13 protein-coding genes are annotated in these 20,377 nt (G+C 60.1%); 5 read left to right on the forward strand and 8 right to left on the reverse strand.

What is annotated here, in order from left to right; genetic code table 11:
- From E1958_RS18475 to E1958_RS18495, 5 genes are all read right to left on the reverse strand, one after another.
- Positions 1-624, reverse strand: a 624-nt coding sequence (locus E1958_RS18475) for an Rpn family recombination-promoting nuclease/putative transposase (protein ID WP_208108619.1), incomplete at its 3' end; no start/stop codon positions are given.
- Between the two features lie 582 nt (positions 625-1,206).
- Positions 1,207-1,653, reverse strand: coding sequence for a hypothetical protein (locus E1958_RS18480; RefSeq protein ID WP_133513180.1), 447 nt, complete (start codon positions 1,651-1,653; stop codon positions 1,207-1,209).
- Positions 1,654-1,671: 18 nt separating this feature from the next.
- Positions 1,672-2,181, reverse strand: coding sequence for a hypothetical protein (locus E1958_RS18485; RefSeq protein WP_133513181.1), 510 nt, complete (start codon positions 2,179-2,181; stop codon positions 1,672-1,674).
- A 74-nt stretch (positions 2,182-2,255) separates the two neighbouring features.
- Positions 2,256-6,911, reverse strand: coding sequence for a glutamate synthase large subunit (gene gltB, locus E1958_RS18490; protein ID WP_133513182.1), 4,656 nt, complete (start codon positions 6,909-6,911; stop codon positions 2,256-2,258).
- 674 nt (positions 6,912-7,585) lie between these two features.
- Positions 7,586-8,008: a cupin domain-containing protein gene (locus tag E1958_RS18495; RefSeq protein WP_165742104.1), complete on the reverse strand. Its 423-nt coding sequence runs from the start codon at positions 8,006-8,008 to the stop codon at positions 7,586-7,588.
- A 1,092-nt stretch (positions 8,009-9,100) separates the two neighbouring features.
- Between E1958_RS18495 and E1958_RS18500 the strand changes: the two genes are divergently transcribed.
- Positions 9,101-9,328 carry a hypothetical protein gene (locus E1958_RS18500; RefSeq protein ID WP_133513184.1) on the forward strand — a complete coding sequence of 76 codons (228 nt, stop codon included), beginning with the start codon at positions 9,101-9,103 and terminating at the stop codon, positions 9,326-9,328.
- Positions 9,329-9,511: 183 nt separating this feature from the next.
- Positions 9,512-9,634, forward strand: a complete 123-nt coding sequence (locus tag E1958_RS21720; RefSeq protein WP_279381412.1) for a hypothetical protein — start codon at positions 9,512-9,514, stop codon at positions 9,632-9,634.
- Between the two features lie 326 nt (positions 9,635-9,960).
- Here the strand turns inward: E1958_RS21720 and E1958_RS20550 are convergent, their stop codons facing one another.
- Complete coding sequence (locus E1958_RS20550; RefSeq protein WP_165742100.1) at positions 9,961-11,364, reverse strand: hypothetical protein; 1,404 nt, start codon at positions 11,362-11,364, stop codon at positions 9,961-9,963.
- A gap of 2,267 nt (positions 11,365-13,631) precedes the next feature.
- Between E1958_RS20550 and E1958_RS18505 the strand changes: the two genes are divergently transcribed.
- Both E1958_RS18505 and E1958_RS18510 read left to right on the forward strand, forming a co-directional pair.
- A complete protein-coding gene (locus E1958_RS18505; protein ID WP_133513185.1) occupies positions 13,632-15,107 on the forward strand; it encodes a multiheme c-type cytochrome in 1,476 nt (491 codons plus the stop codon).
- Positions 15,108-15,504: 397 nt separating this feature from the next.
- Positions 15,505-17,391: a cytochrome b/b6 domain-containing protein gene (locus E1958_RS18510; RefSeq protein ID WP_208108620.1), complete on the forward strand. Its 1,887-nt coding sequence runs from the start codon at positions 15,505-15,507 to the stop codon at positions 17,389-17,391.
- 332 nt (positions 17,392-17,723) lie between these two features.
- Here E1958_RS18510 and E1958_RS20555 read toward each other — a convergent pair whose 3' ends face one another.
- Positions 17,724-17,888: a hypothetical protein gene (locus tag E1958_RS20555; RefSeq protein WP_166664700.1), complete on the reverse strand. Its 165-nt coding sequence runs from the start codon at positions 17,886-17,888 to the stop codon at positions 17,724-17,726.
- A gap of 502 nt (positions 17,889-18,390) precedes the next feature.
- On the opposite strand from E1958_RS20555, the gene E1958_RS18515 reads away from it, so the two are divergent.
- On the forward strand, positions 18,391-19,215 hold the full coding sequence (locus tag E1958_RS18515; protein ID WP_133513187.1) for a fumarylacetoacetate hydrolase family protein: 825 nt from the start codon (positions 18,391-18,393) through the stop codon (positions 19,213-19,215).
- A 292-nt stretch (positions 19,216-19,507) separates the two neighbouring features.
- Here the strand turns inward: E1958_RS18515 and E1958_RS18520 are convergent, their stop codons facing one another.
- Positions 19,508-19,921: a hypothetical protein gene (locus E1958_RS18520; protein WP_133513188.1), complete on the reverse strand. Its 414-nt coding sequence runs from the start codon at positions 19,919-19,921 to the stop codon at positions 19,508-19,510.
- Between the last annotated feature and the right edge of the window lie 456 nt (positions 19,922-20,377).

Consider the following 20,377-nt stretch of genomic DNA (forward strand, 5'->3'; position numbering starts at 1 on the left):
TACGCGTTGCCTGTCCCACCCTTGCCGGTAGAGCGAACGCACGAGACTGAGCTTGGCCCGATAGCGGGCCTGGGGATCGTTCTTGGTCTGACGGGTACGCAGATGCGCGGCGGTAACCAGGGCGAAGGGGTTGGGGTTCGCTCCGAGTAATTCAGCACGGTCCGCATAGTCGATGAGTTTGACAACGGGAAATTCGAGTGTATGGCGACAACCCAGGACCTCGAAACCATAGTGGTCGGGTCGCCACCCGGCATCCTCATCGGCCAGCACGGCGAGGCTGGCGATGGGACGAGCGTAGCGGTCGAAGAGCCGGTAGTTATAGGTGAACATGCGCTTGGCGAAGTCGCTGTCGCGTTGCCCCTGGACCTCGATGTGGATGTAGATCCAGCGTTGTTCGCCATCCTTGAGGGTAACCTGTACCAGGGTATCGGCAAAACGTTTGCCGAGTTCCGCGTCACGCACCACCTGGCGCAGTTCGGTATTCTTGAATTCATGGCCTTGTGCCCAATCGATCTGGGCGTGCGCCGCGGGGAAATAGAAGGCCATGAACTCGGGGAAGGCATGTTCGAGTACCTCTTTCCAGGGGCTGTCGTAGGCATCGCTGTTATTCTGATGGTCGGTCATGGGATGTCAGGCGGCGTAAACGACTAACGATGCTCTGCCTCGGACCGACGAGGCGTGAATTCTCCGGCTCTCATGATCCAGTGATTGTGAGAGCATATCCGTCCTTAAGTCAGCGCAGAGACACCTCTCCTTTACTCGATACGTTGATCGCCCGTCTGGCATTTACAAGGCGCCCATCCACAAAGCGCCTTTTCAGACGCACCCAGTTTACGCCGCTGTTCATAGGCTTGACACTTGTTAGAACGGTGGGAAAAGATAGGCTATTGTTGCCACCGTCACATTCCACGCTTGGAAAAAGAAGGGGCCGGGATGTTCGATTACGCAAGCCCTTAAATCCCCGTGGTAAATACTCGTCCCAGAGACGGTAGCTTTCCTCGACACTTACCTCACCGCAGATCTGGCGCATTTGAGATTGGGGAATTGACTTGAATGCACTATCGATCTGGTGTTTCAATTGTGAAGGGCCACGGGGCAGGGCGTGGCCCCAATCGACCCAACCGCACCGACAAGTATAACTGAGCTGCCTCCATCCCTTTCGGTTTGGTTTAATATCATTTCGGTCACTCATGGGAACCCCCTTTATCACATAATAAAGTGTCTTACTTCAATGTAGACAAAACAGGAATTATCCGCGCACTCGGTGAATAGGAGTACCTCGAAAGCGCCGGATGGCCTTCGCCCTTCACATAGGGTTTCAGGCTGTAGATTCAGTAGGTCGTCGCTGGGATGGAAAAAACCCTGATTGTCACATTTTTCATGGAAAAATCGATGTAGGGCATCGACGGTGCCGCCGGAGATGAATGAACGTGTAGCGATCTCGGGCATGGTTCCATCCGGACCTTCGACGGTAATATCAGAGACCTCTGTTGCATCTTCGGGAAGTCCAAGTCTTTTAAGAGCTCGTTTTGCCTCCGAGTGAAAACGGAAAGAAACGGTTACCTCCCCGATATCGAAAGGCGCCAGCATCGCAAGCGCAAGCGCAAGCAGAACCGCTACGAGCACCAATCCTATAATAGTAAGCTTCCGCATTTACACGCTCTAACAAGGTTATAGATTCTGTTTGAACGCGAGGTACGATGCAAACCGATCCGCCACCACTTTACGTTCGTTGGTAAACCAAGTCAACAATTCAGCTTCTTCGTCGACCGCTATGCTATGGGCGTCTTTGTCATCTTTCGTCCGTGCTTGTTCCTTCTGACTTTTGACTTTGTATAGATGGATTGCCTTATCACGCACTTCAGTCATGTAATCGAGAATGTCTTTTTCGAACAGGAACTTTTTCTCGTTTGTTTCCGAGTGATAACGAGCGAGGTCTTCCCAAGTGATCTTAGCGTTGCGAATTACGGCATCGAATAGACCGATCAGTCCACGGTAGACCTTGAAACGGCGGTCGTAGAGATCGAGCTTTAGCTTATCACGCGCAGTCTTGTGCTGACGCCACGCGATATAGATAGCAATGACCGCGATAACCGGTGTCAAAGCGCCAGACAAGAGCTGGATGATCTGCTTGGTAGTTTCCAACAAGATTGGGCCTCGGTCTTCGATGCTGACTAACATCCTGTTAATCTTGGAAATCTTGTTAATCCTGTACGATTAGGAGACAAGCCGGGAGGTTAGGGTTTACTCCTCGATCAAATGTCAACACGACCTAATGACTGCCGCGCGGGAAGCCGGGGCGGCCGCCGGTGTTGGGCCTGCATCTCGGTCAGGGCGCGGCGGTAATCCACGGGCATGACCTTGACGAACCGGGGCAGATAGGCGGTCCAGTCGTCCAGGATGCGCTGGGCCACCGGGCTTGCGGTGTAGTGCAGGTGCTTGGTGATGAGCTGGCGCAGGCGGACGGCATCGAAGCGGGTCATGTCGTGGCTCACGTCCACCCGGCCCATGGTCTCCAGGTCGCCGCTCTGGTGGAGGGCCTCCAGGGCGTCGTCCTCGGCCACGATGGGCTCGAGCTCGACCATAGCCATGTTGCAGCGCCGGGCGAAGCCCCCTTCCTCGTCGAGCACATAGGCGATGCCGCCGGACATGCCGGCGGCGAAGTTGCGGCCGGTCGGTCCCAGGCAGACCATGACGCCCCCGGTCATGTACTCACAGCCGTGGTCGCCCACACCTTCGATCACCGCCTTAGCGCCCGAGTTGCGGACGCAGAAGCGCTCGCCGGCCACGCCGCGGAAGTAGCATTCGCCGGCGATGGCGCCGTAGAGCACGGTGTTGCCGACGATGATGTTGTCTTCGGCCCGGCCCGCCATGCCCGATTCCCGGGGCGGGTAGACCACCAGGCGACCGCCGGACAGGCCCTTGCCTACATAGTCGTTGGCCTCGCCTTCCAGCTCGATGGTAACGCCCTTGGCGACCCAGGCACCCCAGGACTGGCCGCCGACGCCCTTGGCCTTGATATAGATGGTGTCGTCGGCCAATCCGGCCAGGCCGTAGCGTTCGGCTACCCGGCCCGAGAGCATGGTGCCGAAGGTGCGGTGATAGTTCTTGACCGGGAGCTCGATGCGCACCGGCTCGCCGCGCTCCAGGGCCGGCTCGGCCTGGCGAATCAGCTCCAGGTCCAGGGCCTTGTCCAGGCCGTGGTCCTGGGACTCGCAGTTATAGAGCGCGACACTCGCGGGGACCTGGGGCTTGGTCAGGAGCTTGGTGAAATCCAGGCCCTTGGCCTTCCAGTGGTCGATAGCGCGGCGCATCGCCAGGCGATCGGTCTGCCCGATCATGTCATTGGCCTTGGCAAAGCCCAGCCGGGCCATGATGCGGCGCACCTCCTCGGCCACGAAGAAGAAGTAGTTGACGACGTGCTCCGGCTTGCCGGTGAACTTCTTGCGCAGCTCCGGGTCCTGGGTCGCCAACCCCACCGGGCAGGTGTTGAGGTGGCACTTGCGCATCATGAGGCAGCCCGAGACGATCAAGGGAGCGGTGGAGAAGCCGATCTCGTCGGCGCCGAGCAGCAGGGCGATGGCGACGTCGCGGCCGGTGCGCATGCCCCCGTCGACCTGGACCGCGATACGCCCGCGCAACCGGTTCAGCACCAGGGTCTGGTGGGTCTCGGCCAGGCCGATCTCCCAGGGCGAGCCGGCGTGCTTGATGGAAGTCAGGGGCGAGGCGCCGGTGCCGCCGTCGTAGCCGGCGATGGTCACATGGTCGGCGTGGGCCTTAGAGACCCCGGCGGCCACCGTGCCCACGCCGATCTCGGACACCAGCTTGACCGAGATCCGGGCCTGGGGATTGGCGTTCTTCAGATCGTGGATCAGCTGGGCCAGGTCCTCGATGGAGTAGATGTCGTGGTGCGGCGGCGGCGAGATCAGGCCCACGCCAGGGGTGGAGTGGCGCACCCGGGCGATCTGCCGGTTGACCTTGTGGCCGGGGAGCTGACCGCCCTCACCCGGCTTGGCGCCCTGGGCGATCTTGATCTGGATGTCATCGGAGTTGGCCAGGTACTCGATGGTCACTCCGAAGCGCCCGGAGGCCACCTGTTTGATCGCGGAGCGTTCCGGGTTACGGGACCCGTCCGGGAGCGGGTTGAAGCGCTCCGGCTCCTCGCCCCCCTCGCCGGTATTGGATTTGCCGCCGAGCCGGTTCATGGCCCGCGCCAGGGTGGAGTGGGCCTCGTAGGAGATGGAGCCGAAGGACATGGCCCCGGTGGCGAAGCGCTTGACGATCTCGGTGGCAGATTCCACCTCCTCCAGGGCCAGTGGTCGGTCTGCCCATTTGAAATCCATGAGTCCGCGGAAGGTCATGAGTCGCTCGCTCTGCTCGTTGACCAGCCGGGCGTATTCCTCATAGGTCTCGGCCTGGTTGGCGCGGGTGGCGTGTTGGAGCTTGGCGATGGTCTGGGGCGTCCAGACATGGTCTTCGCCGCGCAGACGGAAGGCGTAGTCCCCGCCCACGTCCAGGTGCCGGCGGTAGATATGGGCGCCGCCATAGCCAGCCTGGTGCCAGCGCACCGCCTCCTGGGCGATCTGGTCGAGGCCGACCCCTTCCACCTGGGTGTGGGTGCCGGTGAAGTAGGCATCCACGAAGGGGGTGGCGAGCCCTACCGCGTCGAAGATCTGGGCCCCGCAATAGGACTGATAGGTGGAGATCCCCATCTTCGACATCACCTTGAGCAGCCCCTTGCCCACGGCCTTGATATAGCCTTGCTGGGCCGCCTCGAAAGCGAGCCGCTCGGGCAGCCGCGGCAGCAGCTCGTTGATGGTATCGAAGGCCAGATAGGGATTGATGGCCTCGGCCCCATAGCCGGCCAGGGTCGCAAAGTGGTGGATCTCCAGGGCCGCGCCGGTCTCCACCACCAGGCCCGAACTGGTCCGCAGGCCCTGGCGGATCAGGTGATGATGCACGGCGGAGGTCGCCAGCAGGGCCGGGATGGCGATGTAGTCCCGGTTCAGGTGGCGGTCGGAGAGGATCAGAATATTGTAGCCCTCGAGCACCGCATCCTCCGCGTCCTGGCACAGCTGCTTGAGGGCCGGCGCCATGCCGGCGGCGTCCTGATCGGCCGGGTAGGTGATGTCCAAGGTATGGGTGCGGAAGGCACCGCCGGTGTTGTCCTCGATATGGCGGACCCGTTCCAGGTCCTCGTTGGTCAGGACCGGCTGCTTGACCTCCAGGCGCCTATGCCGGCCAGCCTCCGTCAGCCCCAATAGATTGGGTCGCGGGCCGATCAGAGACACCAGGGACATCACCAGCTCCTCGCGGATCGGGTCGATGGCCGGGTTGGTCACCTGGGCGAAGTTCTGCTTGAAATAGGTCGAGAGGTGCTTGGCACGGCGGGAGAGCACCGCGGGCGGGTTATCCGCCCCCATGGAGCCCACCGCCTCCTGGCCGGTCAGGACCATGGGGGTGAGCAGAAACTTGATGTCTTCCTGGCTGTAGCCGAAGGCCTGCTGGGCGTGCAGCAGGGTCTCCCCGTCCGGGGCCATGGGGGCCACGTCCGTGGGCAGGGTATCCAGGGCAATCTGGGTCTTATGCAGCCAGTCCCGGTAGGGCCGGGAGCCGGCCAATTCTGATTTGAGCTCCGCATCGTCAATGATACGGCCTTGCTCCAGGTCGATGAGGAACATCTTGCCCGGCTGCAGGCGCCACTTCTTGACGATCTTCTCTTCGGGGATGTCCAGCACCCCCATCTCGGAGGCCATGATGACCAGATCGTCGTTGGTGACCAGATAGCGGGCCGGGCGCAGGCCGTTGCGGTCCAGGGTGGCGCCGATCTGGCGGCCGTCCGTAAAGGCCACCGCCGCGGGGCCGTCCCAGGGCTCCATCAGGGCGGCGTGATACTCGTAGAAGGCGCGGCGCCGCTCGTCCATCAGGTCGTTGCCGGCCCAGGCCTCGGGGATCAGGAGCATCATGGCGTGGGCCAGGGAGTAGCCGCCCATCACCAAGAGTTCCAAAGCATTATCGAAGCAGGCCGAATCGGACTGGCCCTCGGCGATCAGGGGCCAGATCCGGTCCAGGTCGGGGCCCAGGACCTCGGACCTCATGGTATGCCGGCGCGCCGCCATCCAGTTGACATTGCCGCGCAGGGTATTGATCTCCCCGTTATGACAGATCATGCGGAAGGGTTGGGCCAGGTCCCAGGTGGGGAAGGTATTGGTCGAGAAGCGCTGGTGGACCAGGGCCAGGGCGGACGCGAAACGCTCGTCCTTGAGATCCAGGTAAAAGCGGCCCACCTGATCGGCGAGCAACATCCCCTTGTAGGTAATGGTGCGCGAAGACAGGGAGGTCACGTAATAGGCGGTCTTGTCGATGCCGGCCCGGCGGATCGCGTTGCTCATGCCCTTGCGGGTGGTGAACAGCCGGCGCTCGAAGCCGTCCTGGTCCGGGCAGTCGGCGGGACGGCCGACGAAGACCTGGCGGATAAAGGGCTCCGTGGGGAGCACGCTCTCCCCCAGGTCGCGGTTGTCCACCGGCACATCGCGCCAGCCCAGAATCCGGTGTCCACCCTCCGTCAGATGACGATCGACCAGGGTCTCCATCTCATGACGCTTGTCCGCGGCCTGGGGCAGAAAGACATGGCCGACGCCGTACTGGCCGACAGGCGGCAGTTCGAAATCCACGACGGCGCGGAAGAAGGCATCCGGAAGCTGGATCAGGATGCCGGCCCCGTCACCCGCCCTGGGATCGGCCCCCACCGCACCACGATGGGTCAGGCGTTGCAGAATCTCCAGGCCCTGGCGGATGATGGTGTGGCTTTTACGGTTCTTGATGTTGCAGACAAAGCCGACGCCACAGGCATCGCGTTCGCGGGTAGGGTCATAGAGTCCCTGCGCTGCAGGGAGGGCACGAAGGCTCATCGCTGATCTCGCTGGTACCAGGTGTTCTTATCGACGCAGTGGGCGTTGCGGGACCCATAGACAGATTCGGCGCTCTGGTGCGCCGAATCTCTAAGCTATCAAACAAGCAGGCGTCATGCCAACGCGCGTTGTCGGTAGTGGGCTGCGCCCACCGCCCATAAAATAAATCAATCAGCCATAGGATGCGGTGAGCGTCTGCCTACTGCCCCAGGGATGCCTGTCTGTGCCGACCTAACCTATCGCTCCATGAGGGGGGGTAGGCAGACAGCGAACCGCATCGGTGATGTGATGAGCGCGGCAGGTCTTACAGGATGGCATCACGAAGCGGCGCGAACCGCATCTTTGGATGGCCCACCTGCCTGTGCGTCCCGCACGCAGACAGGTGCCCAACATGCGGTGTTCAGCCTACCCGGTGGGCACAGCCCACCCTACGGGCTACGCGAAAAAATTGATGCGTGCGGATGCGCGGGATTCGTCGTTTCCCTTTCGATGCGGTTCGCCACCGGGCGCGTCCCGCGCCCGGCGGCTCACCACATCCTACATTCCGAGCGTGGCCGAGGGTGCGGTGAGCGCAGCAAACCGCACCATAATGAGGCGGTTTGTCCGGTACAGATCGGGCAGATAGGCAGCGACCTGCCAACGAAAAGCGGCTGTCGGGTTGAATAGCCAGGTATTTATTCCGCCTTGCGTCTGTCCTTACCATCGAAAGCCGGCGAAAACACTGCGAAAACCACACTGGCGACGGGATCTGTGTTTTCGGCCCAATGCAAGATTCCTTTTGGAATATAAATCACATCGCCCGGCAGCAAAGAGACCGCATGGTTTTTGAAATGGATAATCGAAGTTCCCGAAATGACCGAGACCGTCAAGTCATGCCGGTCATGAAAATGCGGGGACTCTTTTCCTGTTAAACGCACTAAGTGAGTGCTGGAATCCGTACCACGATGAAGATGACGAATGGCAATATCCTGTTTGAGCTCATCTTCTGTCCACTCGGTATGTTCATAAATTTTGTCAGGATAAATAAGTTTGACATGATCTCTCGATTGACAGGCAGCCAGAAACAGGCCGATAACAAAATACATGACCAATTTCATTGTAATCTCCCGATCGTAGGTGACCAACTCGTTGGTACCCACTGCCATTAAGTTAAGCGCTACCGGTCAGCGAAAAAGAGGAAAAACGACGAATCATGCGCATCCGCGCGCATGGATTCGCGCTGATGCGCGCGCTTCGTCGTTTTCTCTTCCGCATCCTGACCGACCATGACAAGCGGTCAGCAGCTAACTGTCAAGTCCCGTCAGGGCGTCGGCACCACAGACCGACGCCTCCCCCCCCTCGCGGTCGGGCTTCGCCGTCCCTACTCGATGGAGTGACGTTGCGGTGTCCATTCCAGATCCGACGCAGTAGCATGCCGAATTACTGAAGCTATCAAACAGGCAGGCGTCATGCCAACGCACGTTGTCGGTAGGGTGGGCTGTGCCCACCGACTGCCGGTTGCCAGTCACCAGGCGTCGGCTTTCTCTCTGGCTCCCACGCTCCAGCGTGGGAGCAAGTCCGGACGCTCCAGCGTCATGAAACTTTGGCCGCTGGAGCGGCCACACCTGCATTCCCACGCTGGAGCGTGGGAACGAGCAGAACAACAAAACTAAAACACTACCCGCCGTCCCTACTCGATGGAGTGGCGTTGCGGTGCCCATTCCAGATCCGACGCAGTAGCATGTCGAATTACTGAAGCTATCAAACAGGCAGGCATCATGCCAATGTGCGTTGTCGGTAGGGTGGGCTGTGCCCACCGACTGCCGGCTGCCAGTCGCCAGGCGTCGGCTTCCGGGCGCTGGAAGCTGGTGATCGAAGCACCGGGACAGCCGGTTGCCGCCACACGTCAGAGGGTATCGCAAAAGCCCCTCTCCCACCGGGAGAGAGCCTGCGCCGAGCGCAGCGAGGGGGCTTGGAGAGAGGGGGTCAAAGGGCGGTAGGGGCGGGAAATTTTTCGCCCCTAGGGTCAAAAGGTTCTCCACACCCGCGGGGACGGGCTGACTTTTTCCTATATTCAATATAGCTCATACCCGGCCGCAGAGGCTTGTGAGCCGCATTTGCGTTGGCGGCGAGAAATCCGTTTCGATCGAGTGGCCGGGGTGTTACGCTGGGGATGCTGTGCGGGGCAACCACCAGGGTAGATGGCATCCATGTCAAGAACTGATCGTCTCAAGGAAGAAATCGGATGGCTCAAGGTCGTCTTTGCAGTCTGTGTTGCCATGGATGCCTCCTTGATCGCCTGGTTGGCGCAAAACTATGCCACGGCGCACCCACTCATGGCCATCGTAGGCTCTGTTATCGCGTTGGTGTTCACCATCATCATCGGGTACGTCAACCACCGTGCCTATCGTCGCATCAAAGAACTGGAGGATACCTAGATGGAATGGCTCGTCATCGTCCCTGCCGCCGCCCTGGCCATCGCCATGGTGATTGTTGCCTGGCAGTGGGGCTCACACGGGCGCAAGTAGCGGGCCCCGTTGTGACTCCGTGGCTTGGTGTGAGCCTTTTACGGATACTCACACCAGGCCACAAAGCCGCTGACACCCCCATAAGGACCACGAATGGAACTCATCAGTGATCCCTTCCATATCTATCCGATCGATGCCTCACCGCTGATCTTTCTCTCCCGTAGCAGGCACGTAGGGGGCGTTCTCAAACGAATCGCACCGAAGAACCACGGATAGACACGGATAGACACGGATCACAATCTGTGTTTATCCGTGTTCATCCGTGGTTCTAATACGGTGAAGTGCCGGACTCGACGGGGCCTGTTCAACACTCACCGGAGAGTCTTCAGGACTCAGCGGAGAGTGTTCAACACTCAACGATGAGTCTCCAGGACTCGCCGGAGAGTCCTCAACACTCAACGGAGAGTGTTCAGGACTCAACGAAGGGTGTTCAAGACTCGCCGGAGAGTGTTCAAGACTCAACGATGAATCTTCAGGACTCAACGGAGAGTGTTCAACACTCAGCAGAGAGTCTTCAACACTCGATGGAGAGTGTTCAGGACTCAATATCCGTAAAAATCCCTCAACGCCTGGGCCTGTGGTCCCAGCAGGACCGCCAACCACTCGGGCTGGAGATGGACCAGGACGGAACCCAGGGCCAGCAGCAGACCGGCGATGACCGCCAGCGTCCGCAGACGCCAGAGGCCGTGCATGACCGGCAGGGACCAGGATTTTTCCTCGCCGTAATCCAACCCAGCCCGGTAAGAAGCAACCGCACTGCCCGCTATAAAAAGCATCAGGGCGCCGGTCACGGCAATCACCAGATTCACCCAGTGCCAGACCTCCAGTGCCGACCAGTCCAGGATCAGGACATATTCCAACCAGAAGGCTACGGCAGGCCAATCGGGAAGCCTGAGTAATGACTCAATGTCAACCAAAGACCCAACGAACCAGGGAAGACCCGCAAGGATCAAAAGGAGTTGCGCGGGATTGGTCCAGGGCCAGCAGAGGTCATGTCGTCTCCGCTCCATCCGGTCATCGTCGGGCAGGGGTCGCAGCAGAAACACCAGCGGCCAATAAAACCAACAGGTGGCCTTGATATTCAAGCGGTAGAGAAGGACCGGTAGGAACCAGACCAGTATGATAAGGAACCACACAATTTCCCATTTCCTATCTTCTGCTTCCTTGAACTCCTTAATCATCCCCTTCAGAGTGAAGGTTTCATTATGCTCTCCGATACCTGGTACCAGCTCCGCGGGGGTCAGGCTATCGATGACGAAATTGTTCTCCCGCCAGTTGGCGGGGAGTGACCGGATGCCGTCGGGCGCCAGAAACCGTAGGGTCGCCATCAGCCGGACCAGCATGGCCCTGACCGTAAATCCAGCCACAGCCACAACCATAGCCCCAACCATAGCCCCAGCCACAACCATAGCCATAGCCACAGCCACAGCCACAGCAGCCATAGCAGCCCCAGCCCCAGCCCCAGCAGCCACAGCCACAGCCACAGCCACAGCCATAGCCATAGCCATGGCAACCATAAGGCCGAGCAAGACCCCTATCATTCCTATCAAGGCGGCAGAGAGAAACAGCATCGGACCGGTTTGGTCCACGAGCCAGGCCTGGGCCAGATAGCTGGATACCCACCAGCTGACAGCAAAGCTAGTCAGGGCCAGAATGACGAGCCAGACGCCTTTTCGGGCGCGAGGCCATTCAGCATAGTGTTCAAAACCGAACCAATCCCGCTGGAACCAATCGACACCGGCCGCGATGGATCGCTCCGAACGGAGTAATAAGAGAGGGGCTACGAACAGGCTGGTGACCAGATGGATATGGGTATCGAACCGGATAGCGATCCACCAATAGAGAGCAACGGCGAACAGGGTCTCGGCGATAGCCAGGATCGAGATCCGCCCCGCGGCACGGGATTCCGCCGTGGACCACCGGACGAAGCCTGTGGGTATTGCCATCTTGCTTACTCGTGCCTGGTTCGAGCTTGCCGATACAGGCCGCTATTTCAGCACAGGCCCGGCTTAATACCTAACGAGGCTTCGCCTCAGACCGACGAGGCGTGACCCCCTCCTCCCCCAAGGGAAGAAGGGCTCCGGCTCTTCCAACTTCGCTGGCTGATCCAGGTCAGGTTGGATAACGAACCGCACCGAAGAACCACGGATAGACACGGATAAACACGGATGTGATCCGTATTTATCCGTGTCCATCCGTGGTTCAAAGGATTCGCGATTCCCGCCCAAGCAAGAGGCAGAAATGTTTTTGTGCAGCGCCGCGCTGTTCCCACGCTCCAGCGTGGGAGTAAACTGGTCCCGACGGAGGAGGGATCTTGACGCTCCAGCGTCGATTAAGCGCCTCGGTAGGTGTCAGGTAGGCTAACCGCCAACGCCGATCAGCACCGAGAGCTGCATCCGCTGGAGCGGACAAGATGGCGTTCCCAAGCTGGAGCGTGGGAACGAGCACCCATTCATAACCATCGTAGGCTCTATTATCGCGTTGGTGTTCACCATCATCATCGGGTACATCAACCATCGTGCCTATCGTCGCATCAAAGAACTGGAGGATATCTAGATGGAATGGTTCGTCATCGTCCCTGCCGCCGCCCTGGCCATCGCTATGGTGATTGTTGCCTGGCAGTGGGGCTCACACGGGGGCAAGTAGCGGGCCTGACCTAGGGTCCTTTGTGGCTTCGTGGCTTGGTATGGGCCCTTTACGGATGCTCACACCAGGCCACAAAACCGCCGAGACCCCCATAAGGACCACGAATGGACACGAATAACGTCCGTCCCCGTGGGAGGTGTCGCAACAGCGGTGGCATCAGCTGCCAGCCTGTGAAGTTTAAACCCAGAGGGCACAGAGAACGCAGAGCATTGGCCGGTGCCTTTCTCTGTGCGCTCGGTGTCCTCTGTGGTTCGAAAAGATTTTTGTGACACTCTCCCGGAGGCAGAGGGAGTGAAATGCGCAGATTGTTCCGTGTGGAAGTATGGTTTCCAGACAGCCTCTCAGCACTACCCGCGGCAGTGGCTCAGTTTAAAAATTTGGCTTTTTATGGATTCCGGACTGCCAAGGATCATGGCAGGGTACCACCGGACCTTTTGGAGTGCGGCGGCAACCTGACCCCGATGCTTACCGGAACCTACAGCGCCAGGCATAAGCGGGGGGGCGGCCAAGTGGCACAATCCTGCCGCCGCTTTGGATTTGGCGAGGTATCCGTTCCCGGCCAAGGTGTTGCGGCCAGGGGAAAGCGCCGTCGCCGCGGCGCGGGTGGAATCTAAGTGCCCGAATTCCCGGCCAACGCCGCTGGTATCCCCCGTAGCTGAGGTTAGATACGGCTGCGCCGCTTTGCCGGCGCACTCCAAAGCAGTCCGGAATCCATAAAGAGCCAAAAATTTTATGCTTGGCCGCTCACTTTCCGGCCCATTTAACGCCAGGACGCAATGGCGCCAAGACGCAAAGTTTCTTTGTTCTTTCTTGGCGTCTTGGCGTCCTTGCATCCTTGCGTTTTTTCGCGAACTGAGTCACTACCCTACCCGCCCGCCCCTAGCCCTTGAGCGGAATTGAGCATAAGAACAACCCGCTTTGCGTCCTGTGCGACCTTGCAGTCGAGCGGCGCCCCTGATCTGCACCGAGGTGAGACATCATCGTGTCCCCGACGCACCGCTATGGTGCGGTAAGGTGCCTGTCCGGGTCCTTGCATATGGATTTCGCGCTCTCGCGCTCGTTCCCACGCTCCAGCGTGGGAATGCCGTCTTGTCCGCTCCAGCGGACCGTGCCTCTCTGTGCTGATATGGGTTGGCACCTGGTCGCGCTTGTCGAGGCTGGAGCCTCGGGATACCTGCTTGTGCCTCCCTGCACGCAGACCAGGCTCTCACGCTGGAGCGTGGGAGCCGGCAATAAAGATGCGGTTCGCGGCTTGCCCCTTGTCTGCCGTGCCTGGGTGGATAGGCCAGCACCGGCAAAGGGTCCTGGGGCGGTCGACGGGCGCTCACCGCATCCTACATGACTAGCACCTGGTCGCTTGTCGAGGCTGGAGCCTCGGGATGCCTGCTTGTGCTTCCCTGCACGCAGACAGGCCCCCAGGCTGGAGCGTGGGAGCCAGCAGTAACATGACTATTGGTCGACAAACCGGAATGGCAACTTGAAAAAATCGTTTCGGACTCCGGATACTGGCCCTATCCTTGCATCGCATTCATAGATTCGTCCCAGGGTAAACGAGGAAACAGCACAGATGTATTCGGTACTCCCAAGGGCACCGCGGCTGATCGCCGGTGTCGCCTTGCTCTTTCTGTCGGCAGCGCCGCTCCGGGCCGCGGTGGAGCCCGAGCCCTCCGCACCGGAGGAGGAAGCGCCCGTCAAGATCCTCCAAGGCTTCTCGCAGCTCAGCAAGGAGAGCATGACCTGTATGTCCTGTCACCGCGAGGAGAGCCCCGGCATTTACAGCGAGTGGGGCCATTCCAAGCACTTTTCCGCGAATGTGGGCTGTTATGAGTGCCATGCGGCGGACAAGTCGGAGAAAGATGCCATCCTGCACAAGGATTTTGTGATCGCGACCATCGTCTCCCCGAAGGACTGCGCCCAGTGCCACGAGCGCGAGGTGGCCGAGTTCGACGCCTCGCACCATGCCTCGGCGGGAAACATCCTGGGGTCTCTGGACAATGTCCTGGCCGAGGTGGTGGAAGGCGGCCCGCTGCTGAACGGCACCTCGCCGGTGGTGACCATGGGGTGCGCCGGTTGCCACGGCTCTATCGTCAAGGTCAATTCCGACGGCACCCTGGATGTGGCTACCTGGCCCAACACGGGCGTCGGGCGTATCAACCCGGACGGCTCGAAGGGCGCCTGCTCCGCCTGTCACCTGCGTCACCAGTTCTCTGCCGCCCAGGCCCGCCATCCAGATAACTGCGGCCGTTGTCACTTGGGTCCCGACCATCCGCAGAAGGAGATCTTCGAGGAGTCGGCCCACGGGGTGGCCTTCCGCGCCAACCTGGACCGGATGAATCTGGACTCGGCCAAGTGGGTGGTGGGCGAGGACTATAACGCCGCCCCGACCTGCGCCACCTGCCACATGTCCCGCACCAAGGACCTGCCGGTCACCCACGATATCGGCGCCCGCATCTCCTGGAATCTGCGCGCCCCGGTCTCCTTCAAGATCGATGAGAAGGCCAAGGCGGCCGGCAAGGAGGTCAAATCCTGGATCGACCGCCGCAAGGATATGAAGAGCATCTGCCAGTCTTGTCACGGGCGCAAGATCGCCGACGCCCACTTCGAGCAGCTGGATGCCTTCATCAATCTCTACAACGACAAGTTCGCGATCCCCGCCAAGCGGCTGGTCACGGCCATGGCCGAGCACGGCCTGCGCGATAAGGTGAAGTTCAACGAGGCGGTGGAGTGGACCTATTTTTACCTGTGGCACCACGAGGGGCGCCGGGCGCGTCACGGCGCGGCCATGTTCGCCCCGGACTATGCCCACTGGGAGGGCATGTACGAGGTCGCCCACCGGTTCTATATCGAGATGGTGCCGGAGGTCCGGGAGGCCATCGAGAAGGCCCGGCACGCAGGCAACGCGGCGGGGGCCGATGCGGTCCAGGCCCTGCTCGACGAGATCCTCTCCTCCGAGTTGCACCGCTGGTTCGAAGGGGGCGAGCCGCCCAAGTTCTGGCGCCCGGAGGATAGCGACAACCACGGCTTTAAGGTCGGCGCCAAATAAATGATGAGTGATGAATGCGGAATGATGAATGGTGAGCAGCTCCCATACCCTGGCTCGTTCCCACGCTGGAGCGTGGGAGCCAGATGATGAATGTGGAATGATGGATGGTGAGCATATCCCGCGCTTGGGGGGGAAGACGGGTTTTCCTACAGGAAAATGCGGCTCGAACGCATTGCTTCCCAGTCCCACGGGGCAGACCCATTCATCACTCATCACTCATCACTCATCACTCATCACTCATCCTTGGCCTGGTCCTGCTCCTGATGTCTACGCTGTTAGGAAAATGCGGCTCGAACGCATTGCTTCCCAGTCCCACGGGGCAGACCCATTCATCATTCATCACTCATCACTCATCACTCATCACTCATCACTCATCCTTGGCCTGGTCCTCCTCCTGATGTCTACCCTGTGTGGGGCCAAGCCGTTCGAGGACGCCCAGTGCCAGGAGTGTCACGGCATCAAGGGTTTTAGCGTCCCGACTGGGGAGCACGGGGAGACCAGGCAGGAGCCGCTGTTCATTGCTACCGAGTCCTTCGCGGAGAGCGTACACGGGGCGCTGGCCTGCACCGATTGCCACCAGGACATCGAGGAACTGCCACACCGGGAGGATGGACTTGCCAAGGTGGACTGTGTCACCTGCCACGAGCAAGTCAAAGGCAATCGATGGATGCCCGCCGACCGCGCCGCCTGGTTGCGGCTCAAACCGCCGCAGCTGGTGGCCTTCACCCGCGACTATGCACTGTCCGCCCATGCGGACGTATCGGTGCCGAACAACGCCGGTTGCGCGACCTGCCACACGGCGCACTATGTCTTTCCTGCGGACGATCCCCGCGCCAGTACCTATCGCCTGGAGTCGCCCGCCATGTGCGGTGCCTGCCACCAGCAAGCCTTGGGAGAGTATCAGGCGTCTCTGCACGGGGCGGCCCTGAAGCGGCCCTGGGTCGGCGATTCGGCCACCTGCAGCGATTGTCACAGCTCCCATAAGGTCACGGACCTGACCCAGCTGCCGGCCCATCGGATGGTCACCGAGCAGTGCGGCGAGTGTCATGCCGCCGAGCGCGACGGCTATATGGCCAGCCCCCACGGGCAGCTGGCCTGGCACGGTGACAAGGACGCCCCCAAGTGCGTGGACTGCCACGCCGGTCACGACATCGTCCGGGTATCGGATGCGGCCTCGCCGGTGAGCGCGGAGCGTCGCGTCGAGACCTGCCGCAAGTGCCACGAGCGGGCCAATGCGCAGTTCGTCAAGTACCAACCCCACGGCACCACGCGTAACTTCGCCAAATACCCCGGCCTGTGGCTGCTGGGCAAGGGGATGGGGGCACTGATCGTGCTGGTCTTGCTCTTCTTCTACACCCATTCGGTGCTCTGGTGGTGGCGCGAAAAGCAGGAACGCCCGGTGATCTATCGCAAGGTCGATGGGCGCAGCTATCCCATGCGGATCAAGCGCGAGAAGCCCCGCAGCGGGGTGCACGTCCGCCGCTTTGCCTGGGGCTGGCGGATCAACCACTGGCTGTTGGCCCTGTCCCTGATGTTGCTGGTCTTTACCGGCATGGTGGTCATGTATCCGAACACCGACTGGGCCCAGACCTTGGTGCCCCTCTTCGGCGGACCCGGACCCCTCAATACGATCCACCACTGGGCCGGCGTCGTCTTCCTGCTGACCGTCTTCGGGCATGCCGGGGTGGTCCTGGTGCGCACCCTCCGCGACCGGGAGTTCGCCTGGTTCGGCCCCGATTCCCTGCTGCCGCGCAGGCAGGACTGGGAGGATATGAAGGGGCAGTTCCGCTGGTACTTCGGCAGAGGCGAGCAGCCGCGTTTCGGGCGCTGGACCTACTGGGAGAAGTTCGACTACTGGGCCGTGTACTGGGGTGCTTTCATCATTGGCCTGTCGGGTCTCCTGCTCTGGTTCTCCGATGCGGTGGGCACCGTCCTGCCCGGTTGGGTGTTCAATCTGGCCACGGTGGCCCATGGTCTGGAGGCCTTTCTGGCGGTCATGACCCTGTTCGTGGTCCACTTCTTCAACAACCACTTCCGGCCCGCCAAGTTCCCCTTGGATCCGGTGATGTTCACCGGCTCCTGGGACCTGGAGGAGCTCAAAGAAGAACGCCCCGCCGAGTACGAGCGACTGCGGGCCTCCGGCGAGCTGGACAGCCGGCTGGTCGCGCCCCCGTCTAAGACCTGGAACCGGATCTCCCACCTGCTGGGCTTTAGCCTGTTGGGGTTGGGGCTCCTGCTGTTGATATTGGTCGTGGACGGATTCCTGACCCGGGGGTTGTTCTAGTACGATGTTTCACTAAAATTTTCTCTTGAAACCAGTCGCCGTCATCTCGACCGAAGAGGGTGTCGCAAAAATCATTTCGAACCACAGAGAACGCAGAGAACACAGAGAAAGGAAGCGGCCAATGCTCTGCGTTCTCGGTGTCCTCTGTGGTTTAAATTTCACAGACTGGCAGCTGACGCCACCGCTTTTGCGACATCCTCCCGGTGGGGGGGTGTCGTAAAAGGTGACGTCCGACGCGGTCTTTCTCGTTCCCACGCGCTGCGTGGGAAGCTGGAAGCTCCGCGCCGCGGAGAGCATCAGGCCGGTGTCCAGCATTCGTGTATACACGGGAATCAAACCTGCCGGCTGTCCGGCGTTGTTATCCGGTGCAGCCCAGAGGGCGTCTGCTCTGAGCGTTGCCGCCAGCTGGTCATGGGGTCCGTAAGCCGTCTGAAAGACGGCGGTCCCAGCCGGCCCGGGACCGCCGACATCCTGTCGGCCCCTGGGATCGCCGACATCTTGTCGGCTCCCGGGACTACCGATATTTCGTTGGCCCTTCTGGCTATCGGGTAAAACCTGAATGCCCAGTTGCCGGTCCAAATGGTCATCAGTCAGGCTGAGTTTTCTCGTTCCCACGCGCTGCGTGGGAACCAGACACCGGGAGCGGGGTTTTTGCGACACCCTCACCGGGAGAGAGCCTGCGCCGAGCGCAGTGAGGGGGCTTAGGGAGAGGGGGTCAAAGGGCGAAGATCGGTGCCTTTTGCGACACCTTCCCGAAGGGAGAGATCCTTTGAAAGCAGGGTGAGCTGCGCCCACCAATGACCCGCCTGGCCGGTAGCCAGGTTGCGGTTTTGGTTGCGATAGTTCGAACCCCAAAGGCACACGGGACACGAAGATTTTTCTGATCCGCAGATTACGCAGATCTCCACGGATTATTTCGTTTCTCATCTGCGGAAATCTGCGTAATCTGCGGATAAAATGACCGCCTCGTCGAATCTGATCGAACCAGGAGCAACCACTATGCGCATTGCACGTTTTCAGGACGCCGCCGGGGCAGTCCACTACGGGATCCCCGGCGATGAAGGAGGCCGCGACCAAGGGTACGCACTCCGGCTGGCAGGCGACCTCTACGCGGGCCTGAGCGAGACCGGAGAGAGGATCGCCGTGAACAAGTGGCTGCCCCCGCTCGTCCCGGTCAACATCTTCGGGATCGGACTCAACTACCGCGCCCACGCCCAGGAGACCGGGGCGCAAATCCCCGAGCACCCCATCCTCTTCATGAAGCCCACCACGACGGTCACGGGTCCGGGGGACCCCATCGTCCTGCCGGTATCCTGCACCCATGGTCCGGAGGTCGATTTCGAGGCGGAGCTGGCGGTCGTCATCGGGCGCCCCGCCAAGGACGTGGCGGAGGCGCAGGCCCTGGATCATGTCCTCGGCTATAGCTGCGCGAACGACGTCTCGGCCCGGCGCTGGCAGAAACACGGCGGTGCCGGGCAGTGGGTGCGCGGCAAGAGCTTCGACGGCTTCTGTCCCCTGGGCCCGGTGCTGGTCACCGCGGATGAGATCCCGGACCCTCAAGCCTTGGACGTGCGCTGTCTACTTAACGGCGAGACCATGCAGACCGGCCACACCAGTGACATGATCTTCTCCGTGGCCCAGCTCATCGCCCACCTCAGCCGGGATACGACCCTGTTGCCGGGCACCCTGATCCTTACGGGAACACCGCCGGGCGTCGGCTTTGCCCGCACCCCGCCGGTCTTCCTCGCGGATGGAGACCAGGCGCGGGTCGAGATCGAGCACCTCGGGGGCTTGGACAACCCGGTCCGCAACGCCTCGGCCTGAAACCGTCCCGCGCGCGGATCCCAACACTGCTCGGCGATTGGAGCCGCAAAGGCGCAAAGACTTTTTGTAAAGGCACCCCTTGCGGGTGCCTGGCCAGGTTAAGTTGAGGGGGGGAACGAACCCCAACGCAAGCGAAATTCCAGATCACACAAACCTTTGCGGATCGGTTCGCGCCGATTCGCGCGCTTCGTCGTTTTCTCTTGCGTATTCCGACCCACCACGACAAGCGGCCAACAGCTAACTTAATGGCATTGCACTGAGGGCACCTTGAGTCTTTCAAGGTGCCCGATATTTAACGGTTAGAGGATTCTGCTTTTTTAATTTCTTCATGATGGCTTTTGATCACCCGTTCGAATACTTCTTTATGATTGTTTTTTAGTTCTTCCAATCGATATTTGATGTCTTCTTCGGCATTAACGGCATTGTCTTCTTTAATCTTTTTGATTCTCTCTACCCTTTTCCTCAATTGATCAATATGTTGATCAAGTTGATCAATATGTTCGCTCTCTTTCCCTTCGGCAAGCGCCAGCACCACTTTGGACAAGGTTCCGAGTTGTGTGCCATAGCTGGCTACGTCTGTCACGACTTTTTTCTCAATTTTAGGATTACCGGCAATGTGAACCTCTGGAGAAAATAAGCTAAGATCTCCACTTGACGGCCCGTGAAGATTAAAGGGGAAAAACGGTAGGGAGAATGGGAAAAACATATAGACCTCCTTTAAGGCTTATTCGGTACTGGCGATTCACAATCAGTGTGATGTTTATCAAATTCAACTATCGCATTTTCAAGTTGCCATGGCAAGCATTTCGGTTTCTGCATTTTCAAGTTTCCCGGATGCAGTCGTACTCTGCCCATCGGCATCCGGTATGCTGATTCTCTACCATTCAGGATCTCTATAAAAACAGCGGGTTACGAGCATAATTTTGCGCTATGTATGGATAAAATGTTCGGTGGTGGTAAATTTATAAGTGTTAAAGTAGAGAGATTCATCTTTTTGATCCCCTCTCCCCAAGCCCCCTCGCTGCGCTCGGGGCAGGCTCTCTCCCAGAGGGAGAGGGAGCATAGCGGCCAGTGCTGTTGGTCAGGTTCCAACTTAGATATTAACCACCACCAAATGTTCCAACCATTCCCTCAGAAAGCCCTGATACACCCCCAGCTTGTC

Origin of the sequence: Candidatus Thiosymbion oneisti, assembly GCF_004359955.1 — a bacterium.
GTDB classification, from domain to species: Bacteria; Pseudomonadota; Gammaproteobacteria; order Chromatiales; family Chromatiaceae; genus Thiosymbion; species Thiosymbion oneisti.